The 14,194-nt window shown below is 49.7% G+C and carries 10 protein-coding genes; 6 read left to right on the top strand and 4 right to left on the bottom strand.

Going from position 1 to position 14,194, the window contains the following annotated elements; genetic code table 11:
* Positions 1-6 precede the first annotated feature (6 nt).
* Together GWC95_RS08660 and GWC95_RS08655 are read right to left on the bottom strand one after the other, a co-directional pair.
* The gene (locus GWC95_RS08660) at positions 7-2,361 is read right to left on the bottom strand and encodes a TonB-dependent receptor (protein ID WP_161818309.1); all 2,355 of its coding nucleotides are present in this window, start codon (positions 2,359-2,361) and stop codon (positions 7-9) included.
* Positions 2,362-2,473: 112 nt separating this feature from the next.
* On the bottom strand, positions 2,474-3,046 hold the full coding sequence (locus GWC95_RS08655) for a DUF3347 domain-containing protein (protein ID WP_161818308.1): 573 nt from the start codon (positions 3,044-3,046) through the stop codon (positions 2,474-2,476).
* Between the two features lie 85 nt (positions 3,047-3,131).
* On the opposite strand from GWC95_RS08655, the gene GWC95_RS08650 reads away from it, so the two are divergent.
* Positions 3,132-5,096, top strand: a complete 1,965-nt coding sequence (locus GWC95_RS08650) for an ABC-F family ATP-binding cassette domain-containing protein (protein ID WP_202630253.1) — start codon at positions 3,132-3,134, stop codon at positions 5,094-5,096.
* 397 nt (positions 5,097-5,493) lie between these two features.
* Here GWC95_RS08650 and GWC95_RS08645 read toward each other — a convergent pair whose 3' ends face one another.
* Together GWC95_RS08645 and hutI are read right to left on the bottom strand one after the other, a co-directional pair.
* Positions 5,494-6,543, bottom strand: coding sequence for a formimidoylglutamase (locus tag GWC95_RS08645; protein WP_161818307.1), 1,050 nt, complete (start codon positions 6,541-6,543; stop codon positions 5,494-5,496).
* Positions 6,544-6,674: 131 nt separating this feature from the next.
* Positions 6,675-7,916 (bottom strand): imidazolonepropionase, encoded by a 1,242-nt coding sequence (hutI, locus tag GWC95_RS08640; protein WP_161818306.1) that lies wholly within the window; start codon positions 7,914-7,916, stop codon positions 6,675-6,677.
* A 136-nt stretch (positions 7,917-8,052) separates the two neighbouring features.
* Here hutI and GWC95_RS08635 point away from each other — a divergent pair, with 136 nt between their 5' ends.
* The 5 genes from GWC95_RS08635 to pyk all read left to right on the top strand — a co-directional run bounded on the left by GWC95_RS08635 (position 8,053) and on the right by pyk (position 14,098).
* Positions 8,053-8,748, top strand: a complete 696-nt coding sequence (locus GWC95_RS08635; RefSeq protein WP_161818305.1) for a DUF3291 domain-containing protein — start codon at positions 8,053-8,055, stop codon at positions 8,746-8,748.
* A 294-nt stretch (positions 8,749-9,042) separates the two neighbouring features.
* A complete protein-coding gene (locus GWC95_RS08630; RefSeq protein WP_161818304.1) occupies positions 9,043-10,479 on the top strand; it encodes an arginine deiminase family protein in 1,437 nt (478 codons plus the stop codon).
* A 14-nt stretch (positions 10,480-10,493) separates the two neighbouring features.
* Positions 10,494-11,408, top strand: a complete 915-nt coding sequence (gene ctlX, locus GWC95_RS08625) for a citrulline utilization hydrolase CtlX (protein WP_161818303.1) — start codon at positions 10,494-10,496, stop codon at positions 11,406-11,408.
* 174 nt (positions 11,409-11,582) lie between these two features.
* Positions 11,583-12,569 carry a 6-phosphofructokinase gene (gene pfkA, locus GWC95_RS08620; protein ID WP_161818302.1) on the top strand — a complete coding sequence of 329 codons (987 nt, stop codon included), beginning with the start codon at positions 11,583-11,585 and terminating at the stop codon, positions 12,567-12,569.
* A 38-nt stretch (positions 12,570-12,607) separates the two neighbouring features.
* Entirely contained in the window at positions 12,608-14,098 is a 1,491-nt protein-coding gene (gene pyk, locus GWC95_RS08615; RefSeq protein WP_161818301.1) for a pyruvate kinase, read from the top strand.
* Positions 14,099-14,194: the final 96 nt, after the last annotated feature.

The raw sequence follows: 14,194 nt of genomic DNA, 5'->3' as shown, positions 1-14,194 counted from the left end.
GCCCGCTTAAAAATGTACATTCCACGTGACCGCCGGGATGATCGGGAAGAGTGAAACCTGTTTCGCGCTCACCTTTAGTGTGCCCGCGGAGGCGCTTCCCTCCTGGTCGTAGTAGATGAAGTACGGATTGGCGCGGCTGTACACGTTATAGATGCTGAACACCCAATTGGCGGTATACTTACGCTGTTTTTTGGGCGTGGGTGTATAGGTTGCCGACACATCCATGCGGTGGTACGATTTCATCCGGTAGGCGTTGATGCGGCTGTACTCCTGCGTAAGCACGCCTCCCACAAAATAAAAACGTTCCGGCAACGATGTCGCATTTCCCGTTCCATAGGTAAAGACAGATGAGAGCTTCCATTTTTTATTCAGCTCATAGGCGCCAACCACAGAGAGGTCGTGGCGGCGGTCGTAGCGGCTCGGGTAGCGCAAGCCATCGTTGAGCTGCGGAAATTTGCGCCAGGTCCAGCTGAGGGTATACCCTACCCATCCTGTCAGTCTTCCTTTTACCTTGTTCACAAAAAACTCTGCGCCATAGCTCCATCCTTTTCCAAAAACAAATTCTTCTTCGGGGTCCTTTAACGAGGGGGTGTATCCTTCCCTGTATTCGATCTGGTTCTCCATTGTTTTGTAGTACAACTCAACAGATGTTTCGTACATGCCATCCTCGAAATTCTTGAAATAACCAAGGGCATACTGCCAGCTGAGCTGCGGTTTTACGCGGATGGTACTGGGCACCCAAAGATCGGTTGGCAATGTGGAGCCCGCATTTGTTACAAGATGGATGTATTGCAGGTTTCTTGTAACCGCTGCTTTTATCGACTCCGTTTCATTCAACGTATAACGCAAGGTTGCACGCGGCTCGATGCCGCCATACGATTGTACGGTCTGGCCTTTTGCATATTGCACGCTGTCGAGTTTGTTGCCGCTTGCATCGCGTGTGTACAAAGTATATTTCCCTACCTGCTGAAACAGGCTGTAACGCAGGCCCAGGTTGAGTTTCAGCTTGGAAGATAATTCCCAGTCGTCCTGCAGGTACAATGCATACTCGTTTGCAAATTTCTTTGTGGCATTGTTGGGTGCGAACACAACCGAGTCCTGGTTACCGTTCAGCACGTTTGGTAAAAAGGTATGGAACGTGTATTGAAATCCGAATTTCAGTTTGTGTTCGGGGGAAGGATAGAAATCGAAATCGGTTTTGCCGGTCAGGTCTTTGATGCCCGAAGAAAGATTCAGGTGGAAATTATTCTGCAGTCCATCCAGCGAAAAATTATAATCGTTGTAAACAAGCGATGTATTGGCAAACAGTTTTTTGTTGAATACATGGTTCCAGCGCAATGTAGCGGTTGAGTTGCCCCATGGGATCTCTGTTTTGAAGGAACGTTTGGCGTTGTTGAAATTGAATTTGTCGCGCCCGAAGTACCCGCTGAGGAACAATTTGTCTTTTTCGGAGAACTGGTAATTCATTTTTGCATTCAGGTCGTAGAAATAATACCCGGAACCATAGTATTCGCTTGTTTTTTTGATGGCAGGTTTCATCAGGGCATCGATATAGGTTCTTCTGGCAGAGATCATGTACGATGCTTTGTTTTTCTTCAATGGCCCCTGGATCGAGAACCTTGAAGCGATGAGCCCGATACCGGCATCTACCTGTGTTTTGTTCTGGTTGCCCTCCTTCATCGCCACATCCACTACTGATGAGATGCGCCCGCCGTATTGTGCGGGCATTCCTCCTTTGATGAGCGATACGTTCTTGATGGCATCTGAATTGAAAATGGAGAAGAAACCGAAGAGATGCCCGGTATTGTACACCACTGCATCGTCGAGTAAAATAAGATTCTGGTCGGGTCCTCCGCCGCGTACGTAAAACCCCGCATTTCCCTCGCCGGCGTTTCTTACACCGGGCATGAGCTGGAGGGTCTTCAGTATATCCACTTCCCCCAAAAACGCCGGCAGTGCTTTGGCCGTGGCAATGCTGAGCTCGATCTTGCCCATCTGTGCGGCCTTTACGTTGTTTTCCCGTTTGCGTGTGGTAACGGTAACATTTTCGATGTAGGCGCTGTTGGGAAGCAATAAAATGTTCTGCGTTACATCACCTGCTTCGAGGCCAACGGTAATCTCTTTGGGCTGATAACCCACAAAGGAGCAAAGAAAAGTATAACGGCCCTTCTGTAAGGTGATCGAAAAAAAGCCGTACTGGTTGCTCACGATCCCCTTGGATTCTGCCCGCACGTTGAGGTTGGCGCCGATCAGTGTTTCCCCGGTAAGGGAATCTTTAATGTATCCATTGAAAGTAACTTTCTCCTGGGCAGAAAGCGCCCCGGCGATCAAAACACAACCCACTAAGATCAACAGTCTCATCAGTTAGTCTGCATATAAAAATGGAAAAATAGCAACGGGTTCCAGTCTTTGCTTCGATACCATACTTTCGGTTCCAACCTTTTTGCCCAACCCGCTCCAAACCCTTGTTTTCTTATTTGAAATCGATTGAATCCTTCACCTCCCCGCAGTTGATCATTTGTTTGGGGATGTACGGGTTCCGGATATCGCGTGTGTTGCTGAGCCAGTGGGCGCCCTGGTCGTTAAAGGCCATCGGGCAATAATCGTGGTAGATCACGGCGCGATCGTAACGAACGGTGCGCACCAGGTCGTACAACTGCTCACTGATCATCTGGAAAGATTTTCGTTTGCCGTCGAGTGTTTTTTCGCCCAGCAGCCCTTTCGCTTCTGCCGAAATGCCCAGGGCATACGTTTTCGCGGTGGCGATGATCATCGTATCTCCCTTCAGCTCACCTATCTTCAGGCTGTCTGCCGCCGCCACCAGCCCGCGCGCGGCTTTGGCGATGGCCGAATCCTGCTCGGTGATGAAATTGTCTTTGAGATCGTAATAATGGGTCAACAACAACCCGAACGACCGGTTAAAAACCTCCGAATTGGCGCTTTTTGTAAGCGGCCCCTGCGGCAGTTCTGCTTCTTTTGCCTTCTCATCGCCGCTTTTACAGGCGGCCAAAACACATACCAGGCTATAGAGGAGATATTTTTTCATAGAAAAATTTAATCCACAAAAGTAAAGCAAATTGAATTGGGAGCAGTTTGGGTTTACCTTTGCGCCCTTAAATACTTGTTAAGAGATGTTGATAGGATTTCAAAATGTTACGTTCGAGTTTGGTGCACGAGTTATTGTTGCAGATGCCACCTGGCATATTCAACCCGGCGACCGCATAGGGCTGATCGGCTATAACGGTACCGGGAAGTCTACCTTGCTCAAGGTATTGGTTGGCGAGTACACGCCATCCAAAGGCACGGTAGAGAAAAGCAAGGAAACCACCATTGGCTACCTCCACCAGGACCTCTTGAGCTTTGATACCAACGACAACATCACAGAAGTGGCCCTGAGCGCCTTTGAGCGGGTGCGTGAACTGGAAAAAGAGATAGAGCACCTCGGGCACGCGCTTGAAAAAGATTCGGAGAACGAAGAACTCCTCATCAAATACACCGATGCACTGCACGAGCTGGATGTGCTGGATGGATACAATATTCACCACAAAGCAGAAGAGGTTTTACACGGTCTCGGTTTCAGCAACGAAGATCTTGTTCGCCCGTATGCAGAGTTCAGCGGTGGATGGAGAATGCGTGTGCTGCTCGCCAAAATGATCCTGCAGCAGCCCGATGTATTGCTCATGGATGAACCGACCAACCACCTGGATCTTCCTTCCATCGAATGGCTGGAGAAATACCTGCTGCATTACAAGGGCAGCGTAGTGATCGTGAGCCACGATAAATTCTTTTTGAACCGGATGGTGAACAAGATCGTTGAGCTTTACCAGCAACAACTCCACATCTATACGGGCGATTACGAATTTTACGAGCAGGAGAAAATGATCCGCATCGATATGCAGCAGAAAGCATTCGAGAACCAGCAGGATTACATCAGGCAGCAGGAAAGATTCATCGAGCGCTTTAAAGCGAAGGCCAGTAAGGCCGCGCAGGCACAGAGCGTTCAGAAAAGACTGGACAAGATTGAAAAAATAGAAGACGTTAAACTGGAAAGGCCCGACCTGCGCATCAATTTCCAGCTTGATAAGGTGCCGGGAAAAGTTTTGGTTGAACTGAAAGATGTGAGCAAAAGCTTCGGAAAGATCAAGATCCTCGAACATGCTGTTGCGGAGATCGAACGCGGCGACAAGATCGCCCTCATCGGCGCGAACGGCAAGGGTAAATCGACCGTTCTCCGCATGGTGGCCGGCACGGAGTCGTTCACGGGCGAACGTGTATGGGGACATAACGTTGAGCAAAGTTTTTATGCCCAGCACCAGCTCGAGGCGCTTACCCTGGGCAACAACATACTCGAAGAAATGCAAAGCGCCGGCAGCAAAAAATCGGACGTAGAACTGCGCGCATTGCTTGGCGCTTTCCTGTTCAGCGGAGATGATGTTGACAAAAAGATCAAAGTACTGAGCGGTGGTGAAAAAGCACGGGTTGCCCTTGCAAAGACCATCGTGAGCAAAGCCAACTTCCTCATACTTGATGAGCCTACCAACCACCTCGACATGCACTCGGTAGAACTGCTTGCCGAAGCATTGAACAAATACGAAGGCAGTTATATTGCGGTTAGCCACGACCGTTATTTTATCTCAAGAACCGCAAACAAGATCTGGGAGATCGTAGACCACCAGATCAAAGAATTCAAAGGAACCTACCAGGAATGGGTTGATTGGAACGAACGGATGTCGCGCATTGCGGCTGAAAAACAGAAACTCGGCGTACCTGATATCAAACCCGAAAACAAACCCGCGCCAAAGCCGGAACCCGCCAAACCCGTTGTAAAAGAAAACACGCCCGTTAACCGCGAACTACAGAAAGAACTGCAGAAAGAACAACGCCGCCTTACCAACCTGGAAACTCAACTCGGAAAGGCCAAAGAGGAAGAGGCCCGGCTTGAAACGGCGCTTGGAGATCCTGCAAATTATTCTGACAAGGTGAAATTCCAGGGTATTGAAACGGATTATAAGAAAGCAAGGAGCAATCGGGAGGCGCTGGAGAAAGAGTATGAGGCCGTGTTTGAAAAAGTGATGGAACTGGAATCACAATCGTGATCATGGGGCGTGGACGCCGGTGATAGTAGTCACTCGGCGGAGCCGAGCGACTGACTTGCGGTGTATTGCCACTCGAGGGTGCCGAGCGACTGACTTGTGGTGTGTTGCCACTCGGCGGAGCCGAGCGACCGACTTGCGGTGTGTTGCCACTCGGCGGAGCCGAGCGACCGACTTGCGGTGTGTTGTTACCCGCCGGAGCCGAGCGACTGACTTGACTGACTTGCGGTGTGTTGACACCCGGCGGAGCCGAGCGACTGACTTGTGGTGTGTTGCCACTCGGCGGAGCCGAGCGACCGACTTGCGGTGTGTTGTTACCCGCCGGAGCCGAGCGACTGACTTGACTGACTTGCGGTGTGTTGCCACTCGGCGGAGCCGAGCGACTATTGTGTGAAAGACATCAAGCCATCATCCCCTTCACAAAATCGCTGACCAGGTAACTGATCATTTTGCCTGTACCCCTGTCTTCCCGCCCGTCAGATAATTTCGCGGCGCCTTCGCAAATGTGCAGGTAAGCCACTTTGCTGTCCATGGCCGTATAACTGATGAATTGTCGCGCATGGTTCACCTGGACGCCCACCGGGCTTGATGCGCTGCTCAATGCGCCTTCGATCGAGTCGATGTCTATCTCGATGCCGCATAAGGTATCGCTTGTAAATTCGATCGCATGATCTACCGCCTGCCGGAAGTTCCGTTTTTCGTGAACAAAAATGTCTTCGTAGGTAATACAGTCCACAAACGGGTTGTTCACCATATCCATCCATACATTTTGCGGCAGGTAGTTTTCGTGCAGCCCTACCACGCAGTATTTCTCGAGGTAACCATCGTTCTCGGCATAAGAAAAGCCGTTTCCGCTGTGCCTGCCTTCCATCGGCCTGAAATCGGCATGGGCATCGAGGTTGATGGCGTTGATCTGCGCAATGGGAATTACGCCCGCCTTATAAAAACCTTTTGCCGCGCCTTTGATGCAGGGATAAGAATTGTTGTGGCCGCCACCGATCACGATCGGTATTTTTTTATTCTGTGTGATGAGGTGAATGAGTTGCTCCACTTCATCATCGATCGTATTTACCGCATGACGGTACGCCGCGAGTTTCTCATCGAAACCCTGCGCATTTTTTTCGATCAGCGACTCGATCCCGGAAAAATCAAAATGGCCGAGCAGGATGATGTTGCTCCCTTCACAGAAATCGTTGCTTTGGATATTGAGAAACGCATGCAGGAAAGAAAGCCATGCCGAGTCTGTACCACCGATACCCATGTTCGCCTTCACGCCAATGTCTTCGGGAACGCCTATCAAAACAAAAGAAGCATTTGAAGCCTGCAGGGAGGCCTCGAGTTTTCCGGGATCATGGATAACCTGTATACGCTCGCCCAACTTGGTCTCAAAACGGCGGATCCGTGTAACCGCCAAAACATCTTTCTTGTTGTAGAATTTGAAATGGTTCATGGCAGAACAGTTAATAATTAAGAATTAGGAATTAGGAATTAGGAATTGGATGATTGGTCGTTACCAGAACAACGTTTTAGGAACTATTAATTATTAATTCCTAATTCCTAATTACTAATTGTACAAGTTACTTAAATAAACTTCCCGTTAATCATTGCCCTCTCAACAAGGTTGGTGCCGAATGAATAAGGCAGGTATGCGATGGAGGGGATCTCTTTGGTGAATACCAGGTTGGCGCGTTTGCCTGTGGTGATGCTGCCGAGCTCATCCTGCAGCTCCATGGCAAAGGCACCATTGAGCGTGGCAGCATTGATGGCTTCAGACGGCAGCATTTTCATCTGGATACAGGCCAGGGAAACAACGAAATTCATGTTGCCGCTCGGACTGGAGCCCGGGTTGTAGTCGGAAGCAAGCGCTACGGCACATCCTGCATCGATCAAGGCGCGTGCCGGCTGAAACGGCATGCGGAGAAAGAACGCGGCATTGGGCAACAAGGTGCCGATGGTTTGCGAGGATGCAAGCGCCTGGATGGCATCGTCATCCATCGTTTCGAGGTGATCAACCGAGAGCGCCCCGAGTTTAACGCCTAGCTGCGTTCCGCCAGATAAGTTGAGCTGGTTGGCATGGATCTTGGGCCTGAGGCCGATCTTCATTCCCGCGCGGCAAATGGTTTCTGTTTCAACAGGATCAAAAAATCCTTCTTCGCAAAACACATCGATATAGTCTGCCAGTTTCTCTTCTGCTATGCGCGGCAGCATCTGGTTGATGATCTGGTCGATGTACCCTTTGTGATCTTCCTTGAAAGCAATCGGGTAGGTATGCGCACCCAAAAAAGTGGCCCTGACGGGGATCGGCGCTATTTCTTTTAACCGCTTGATCACACGCAGCATCTTCAGTTCTCCCTCAACCGTTAGCCCGTAGCCGCTTTTTATCTCAATGGCGCCCGTGCCGAGTTGCATCAATCCGGAGAGGCGTTGCCAGGATTGTTCAAACAGTTCCTGCTCATCGATCTCGTTCAGCCTGCGCGCAGAGTTCAGGATACCGCCACCTTTTGCGGCAATTTCGGCGTAGGTGGCGCCTTTGATCTTGTCTACGAACTCTTCTTCCCTGCTGGCGGCAAAAACAATATGCGTATGGCTGTCGCACCAGCATGGCAATACCGAAGCCTGGTTTGCATTGAGGATCTCTTCGCCTTCTGTCGCTTCCCTTTTCCCAATGTCCTTCATGGCGCCGTATCCGCTGATGAGGCCGTTTTTTATCTCGAGGTAGGCATCATCAATCACCGGCAACGCTGCAAGCGCCGCGCCGCGCAGCAATTCTGTCTTTTCACGAACATTGATCAGGTGTTTGATGTTGGTAACAACAAGGTTCATAGTAAACGGATAAGTGCCCTCAAAAACGGAATCAAGATAGTTAAAAAAAACCGGGCGCTTCCTGTTTTACATCCTGCCTTGTGTACACCTGTTTTTATAACGCATTTCTTGTAACCCTGTTTTCTTATTTTCGGTTATGATCTGCACGCTCACCGTAGTACGATACCCGCGTTGGCTTGGCTGGGCCGGTTTTTTATCGATGGCCGTGTTCAGGCTGCCCCTGCTGTTCAGCAAAAAGATCGGCTTCTGGAAACTGATGGGCAGCGGAAAGAACGGAACATTCGACAAAACACCCGACTGGCGCCAATGGGCCGTTTTGGCCGTCTGGAACGGGGAGCCGGAAGCGCTTACCCGTTTGCCGCAAACGCTATACAACTGGTGGAAATTCTTTTCCTGCGAAACCTGGGAGATCAGGCTTGTGCCGATAGAGGGCCATGGAACATGGGATGGTAAAAACTGTTTCGGCCCCCTGCCAAAACAAACCGGGTATGAGGGCCGCATCGCCGTGCTTACACGCGCCACCATCCGACCGGGTAAGCTCAACCGTTTCTGGGCCCATGTGAACGGTGTTGCGGAACGTATGCACGATGCCGGCGGCTTTATCACTTCTCTCGGCATCGGCGAGGTACCGTGGATCAAACAGGCCACCTTCAGTGTATGGGAGAGCAAGGCACACATGAAGCAGTTTGCCTACCAGGGCCGCGAACACGCAGATGTGGTACGCAAAACCCGCGACGAGAAATGGTACAGCGAAGAAATGTTCGTCCGGTTCCGGATCATCGGGTCTGCCGGCACATTGCACCACAAAGACCCTTTGCAGGGAAAGTCGTAATTTAGTACCCGAATGAATCGCCGCGCATACATACCACCCATCCACCCGCCCCACTTCTCGTGGATGTACCGCGGTTTGAATTCAATGCCGGATCATTAAAGAGCGTAAACATGCCGGTTGGTTCACACTTGTCACGTTGCATTTTATGTGCTCCTATGCAACCGGTATTTCCCTTGTGCCGTTCTACGAGTTTGGTTCGAAATTGATCAACATTCAAAAAAAAACAATTCCTGCTGTTATTCATTGTTCCTGGGGAGACTCCAGCAGTGAAACAGGAATGCAAAATATTATTTTATGCTTGCAGATAAACTCAACGTTACCTCTGAAATTGCTACGCTTCGCCGGGTGCTTGTGCATAGCCCGGACAGTGGTTTGGGAAAAGTGGTGCCTTCTAAAGCGCAGGACTGGCTCTTCGAAGACATCGTGCACCTGGATACGATCAGGAAGGATGAGTACGATTATTATACAAAGATCCTCCTGTATTTTCTTGACCCGTCAAAGATCAAAGGAAGGCTTGCGGAGATAGATTCGCCTGCGGCGGACCGTCGTTTTTACAAACCCGAGTCTGACGTTTTCTTTGCCTCTGACAAAGTGGTGGAACTGCAATGGTTGCTGGCGCAGGTGCTTGAAGACAAGGACATACACACAAAACTCGTTGCTTCGGTAAGTGCGATCGAGGGCTGTACCTACGAGGTGCAGAATGCCCTGCTTCAATACAATGCGGCCGAACTGGCCAAGACATTTATTTCAGGTACGGCAAGCGGGAATGAATTGTTGTTTGCGCCCATCCCTAATTTTATTTTTACGAGAGACATCGGCATCACCATCAAGGACCATGTGCTGCTGAACAAGCCCGCCAAAAAAGCGCGTACGCGGGAGGCATTGCTGGCCAAATACATTTTCTTCCATCATCCTTTGTTTGCGGGTTACCGAAACAACATCATCGAACTGCCGGATTCGAACCACAGTTTCCTGATGCCGGAAGACGACGACGAAAGAAAAGTTACACTGGAAGGCGGCGACATCATGGTGGTGAGTGAGAACCACCTGCTTGTTGGCGTAAGCGAAAGAACAACACCCGAAGCAGCGGTAAGCATCACCAATATGATGTTTGAAAAAGGGTTGGTTGAAAAAGTGACCATCATCCGCATCCCTAAAAAAAGGGACTATATGCACATCGATACCGTATTTACACAGGTAAAAAAAGATGTGTGGGTGATGCTCGGCAACTTCTCGCGCAAAGCGGTAAAACACGAAGACGAAGATGCCATCGAACGCATATTGGAAATAAAGAAGGAAGAGAAGATCAAAATACTCCAGTTCCACAAAAAAAGCCCGGAGAACCCCGTGCATTTCGACAGCCTGGAAGACCTCCTGGTAGACATCAGCGTAACGGACCTGCATTGCGGAACCGATGTACGTTTTATTTATTCGGGCAACAATGAGTTCCCGTACAATGCGAGGGAACAATGGACAGACTCCTGCAACCTGCTGGCGCTGAAAGAAGGCGTGGTATTGGGCTACGACAGGAACGATAAAACAACAGAAGCATTCAGGAACGCGGGGTTCAGCATCGTGCATGTGAAAGAACTGTTGCAGGACCTGGAAGCCGGTAACGTGAACGTGAACGAACTGAAAGACACCATGATACTGATGCCATCCGCCGAACTATCGCGCGCGCGCGGAGGTTTTCATTGCATGAGCATGCCGTTGTGGCGCGCAGACCATTGACAAACAAACGCTGTATGCAACACACATCCCATTTACTGATGATCAAACCCGTACGGTTTGATTTTAACGAAGAAACAGCGGTAAACAATTCGTTCCAGGTGAACGCATCTGATCATACCGTACAGGAAAAGGCGCTGCACGAATTCGAAAAATTCATTGCCGTTCTTCGTGCAAACGGAATTGATGTTACCGTGATCGACGACACACCCGAGCCGCATACCCCCGATTCTGTTTTTCCCAACAACTGGATCTCTTTTCACGAAGACGGCACGCTCCTGCTCTACCCCATGTTTGCGATGAACAGGCGGCTGGAAAGAAAACAACATGTGATCGATGCGGTTCACCGGAAATTCAACATAAAGCAGACCATCGACCTCAGTGCATACGAACAAAAAAATGTTTTCCTGGAAGGCACAGGCAGTATGGTACTCGACAGGGAAAACAAGATCGCCTATGCCTGCTTATCGCCGCGCACCAACGCCTCGGTGCTGGATGTTTTCTGTGGTAAGATGGGATATGTGCCCATCACATTCACCGCCGTAGACCAGGATAACCAACCCATTTACCATACCAACGTGATGATGTGTATTGCAGATGAATACGCGGTGATCTGCTCCGGCAGCATCAAAGACGCAGCCGAAAGAAAAAAAGTAATGGAATCGCTTACCCGCAACGGAAAAGAGATCATAGAGATCAGTTTCGCACAAATGAACCATTTCGCGGGCAATATGCTCCAGGTAAACAACGCGGAAGGAAAAAAATTCCTGGTGATGTCTACGCAGGCATTCAACAGCCTGGATGCACAACAGCTGCTGGCGATCGAACATTACAACCCGGTCATTCATTCCGACATCACCACCATTGAAACCAATGGCGGCGGCAGCGCAAGGTGCATGATGGCGGAAGTGTTTTTGCCGGAGCGGCTTTGAACTTCGGATCGAAAACACAAACGCAGCAGCTGCAAATCAACTAACACCCGTTAGCCCGCTTTCCCTTGCCATATTGCCTTCAATTGCGTACTTTTGATGCTTGTGTAGATGATACACATTTGAAACCCAATTGACTGTCGTTAAAATTCTTCTGTAGAAGACTGCTAAATCACAATGTCTGCAAGTAAAATCAAGAAAATAGCCGTGCTCACTTCCGGCGGCGATTCCCCGGGAATGAACGCTGCGATCAGGGCTGTTGCAAGAACGGGGATCTATCATGGAATGGAAGTATGGGGTGTTATGCGCGGTTACAGCGGTATGATAGACGATGATATTTTTAAAATGGATTCCCGTACGGTTGCCAACATCATACAGCGCGGCGGAACGATCCTGAAAACCGCGCGCAGCAAAGAATTCTTTGAACCGGAGGGCCGCAAAAAAGCATACGCTAACCTCAAAAAAAGAGGCATCGATTCGCTCGTGATCATCGGCGGCGATGGCAGCTTCAAAGGCGCGCAGAAATTCAGCAACGAATTCGATATCCCGTGTATCGGTTTACCGGGCACCATAGACAAAGACATCGCCGGAAGCGATTTCACCATTGGTTTCGACACGGCGGTGAATACCGCCGTAGAAGCGATCGACAAGATCCGCGACACCGCAGATGCGCACGACCGCCTCTTTATCGTTGAAGTGATGGGCCGCGATGCGGGATACATTGCCCTGCACAGCGGGATCGCCACAGGCGCAGAGAACATCCTGATACCGGAAACAAAGACCGATATCGAAGAACTCGTTGCCAACCTCACCGAAAAAGAAAGAAGAAAAAAACTCGTGAACCTCGTGGTGGTGGCAGAAGGCGACGAATTTGGCGGGGCCAACGAGATCGCACGCATCATCAAAGAAAGATTGCCACAGGCAGACACAAGGGTTTGTATCCTGGGACACATTCAAAGGGGCGGATCGCCCACCTGTTTAGACAGGCTCATTGCAAGCCGCATGGGCTACCACGCAGTGGAATGTTTGATGACAGGCAAGACGAATGTGATGGTGGGTGTAGTAAACAACAAAATGCATTACACACCACTCGACAAAGCCGTTAAGGCCAAACAAAAGATCTCCGAAGACTGGTTCAAGATCGTGAAGATCCTTGCCAGTTAAACATTTCAGAACAAGCAACGAATACTAAAAAAAATACGATGTCAAAAAACCTTGATAAGTACCTGTACAAGAACATGGATAAAGAAGCAGGTCTTGCCCACGTGAACCACCGAACCAAGATAGTGGCAACAGTGGGGCCGGCCTGCGACAGCTACGATAAGCTTCTTGAACTGGTAAAAGCAGGAGTGAACGTTTTCCGTTTGAACTTTTCACATGGAAGTCATGAGGATAAGCTCAGCATCATCGAGCACATCCGCAACATCAACAAAACAGAACCATACAACATTGCGATATTGGGCGACCTCCAGGGGCCGAAACTGCGTGTGGGTGAAATCGAGAACAACGCGCTGGAAGTAAAACCGGGCGACATTCTCACTTTCACAAATGAAAAATGCATCGGCAACCTGGAAAAGATCTATGTCTCCTACCCCAACCTGGCGGGCGACGTGATTCTAGGCAACACCATCATGATCGATGATGGAAAGATAGAGGTAAAAGTTTCCAGCATTGAAGCGAACGGCGATGTGAAAGTGATGGTAACACTGGGCGGGATACTCTCCTCCAAAAAAGGGATCAACCTTCCCGATACAAAGATCTCGTTGCCAGCCTTAACGGAAAAGGACCTGGCCGATCTCGATTTCATCATCGCGCAGCAGTGCGATTGGGTGGCATTGAGTTTTGTGAGGAGTGTACAGGATATTGTTGGATTGAAAAAGATCCTGCAGGACAATGGCAGCAAAACAAAGATCATTGCAAAAATAGAAAAACCGGAAGCCTTGCTCAACATCCGCGACATCATCGTGGAGAGCGATGGTATTATGGTGGCGCGTGGCGACCTGGGTGTTGAGTTGCCGGTTGAACAGATCCCGCTGATCCAGAAAGAACTCATCCGCAAATGCATACACCGTGCAAAACCGGTGATCGTGGCAACGCAGATGATGGAAAGCATGATCGACCGGGTAAAACCAAACCGCAGCGAGATCACGGATGTGGCCAATGCCGTTCTGGAAGGAGCCGATGCCGTGATGCTGAGCGGAGAGACCGCAACAGGGCAACACCCTGCTTTGGTGGTATCAACCATGCGCAAGATCATTGCGGAAGTAGAGAAAAAAGAATACAGATACAACCGCGAAGAGGACCTGAAACCCCAGCCGCACTCGCCCTCTTTCCACAGCGATGCGATCTGCTACAACGCCTGTAAAATTTCGGACGATGTGGGCGCAAAGGCACTCATCGGTATGACGCAGAGCGGGTATACCGGTTTTATGCTGAGCAGTTACCGCCCGTCTTCACCATTGTATGTTTTTACAAAAGAACGTACACTTGTGAACCAACTGAGCCTGAGCTGGGGCGTACGCGCGTTTTATTACGCAGAAGAAGACAGCCTGGATGATATTATTTACGACCAGATCCAGATCCTCAAAGAAAGAGGGTTCGTAAACACAGGCGATGTGGTGGTTAACACGGGAAGTACGCCGGTAGACCTTCACCTTCCTACCAATATCATCAAGCTTACAAAAGTGGATTAACAAATTAATTTCAACGGATAGAAAAAGATTCCTGTATGCACAGGAATCTTTTTTATTTTACACACACATCCACAACCTCTCATCCGCTGCCGGTTA

The sequence above is a fragment of the Sediminibacterium roseum genome, assembly GCF_009939005.1.
In the GTDB taxonomy this organism is placed as follows: domain Bacteria; phylum Bacteroidota; class Bacteroidia; order Chitinophagales; family Chitinophagaceae; genus Sediminibacterium; species Sediminibacterium roseum.
Note: the sequence above shows the minus strand (reverse complement) of the source record. Positions and strands in the feature narration are given on the sequence as shown.

Excerpts from the sequence above, each read along its gene's own strand:
- pfkA (WP_161818302.1), top strand. The coding sequence starts at position 11,583 with ATGTCTGCAAGTAAAATCAAGAAAATAGCCGTGCTCACTTCCGGCGGC.
- hutI (WP_161818306.1), bottom strand. The coding sequence starts at position 7,916 with ATGAACCTTGTTGTTACCAACATCAAACACCTGATCAATGTTCGTGAA.
- GWC95_RS08650 (WP_202630253.1), top strand. The coding sequence starts at position 3,132 with ATGTTGATAGGATTTCAAAATGTTACGTTCGAGTTTGGTGCACGAGTT.
- GWC95_RS08635 (WP_161818305.1), top strand. The coding sequence starts at position 8,053 with ATGATCTGCACGCTCACCGTAGTACGATACCCGCGTTGGCTTGGCTGG.
- GWC95_RS08630 (WP_161818304.1), top strand. The coding sequence starts at position 9,043 with ATGCTTGCAGATAAACTCAACGTTACCTCTGAAATTGCTACGCTTCGC.
- GWC95_RS08660 (WP_161818309.1), bottom strand. The coding sequence starts at position 2,361 with ATGAGACTGTTGATCTTAGTGGGTTGTGTTTTGATCGCCGGGGCGCTT.
- pyk (WP_161818301.1), top strand. The coding sequence starts at position 12,608 with ATGTCAAAAAACCTTGATAAGTACCTGTACAAGAACATGGATAAAGAA.
- GWC95_RS08645 (WP_161818307.1), bottom strand. The coding sequence starts at position 6,543 with ATGAACCATTTCAAATTCTACAACAAGAAAGATGTTTTGGCGGTTACA.
- ctlX (WP_161818303.1), top strand. The coding sequence starts at position 10,494 with ATGCAACACACATCCCATTTACTGATGATCAAACCCGTACGGTTTGAT.
- GWC95_RS08655 (WP_161818308.1), bottom strand. The coding sequence starts at position 3,046 with ATGAAAAAATATCTCCTCTATAGCCTGGTATGTGTTTTGGCCGCCTGT.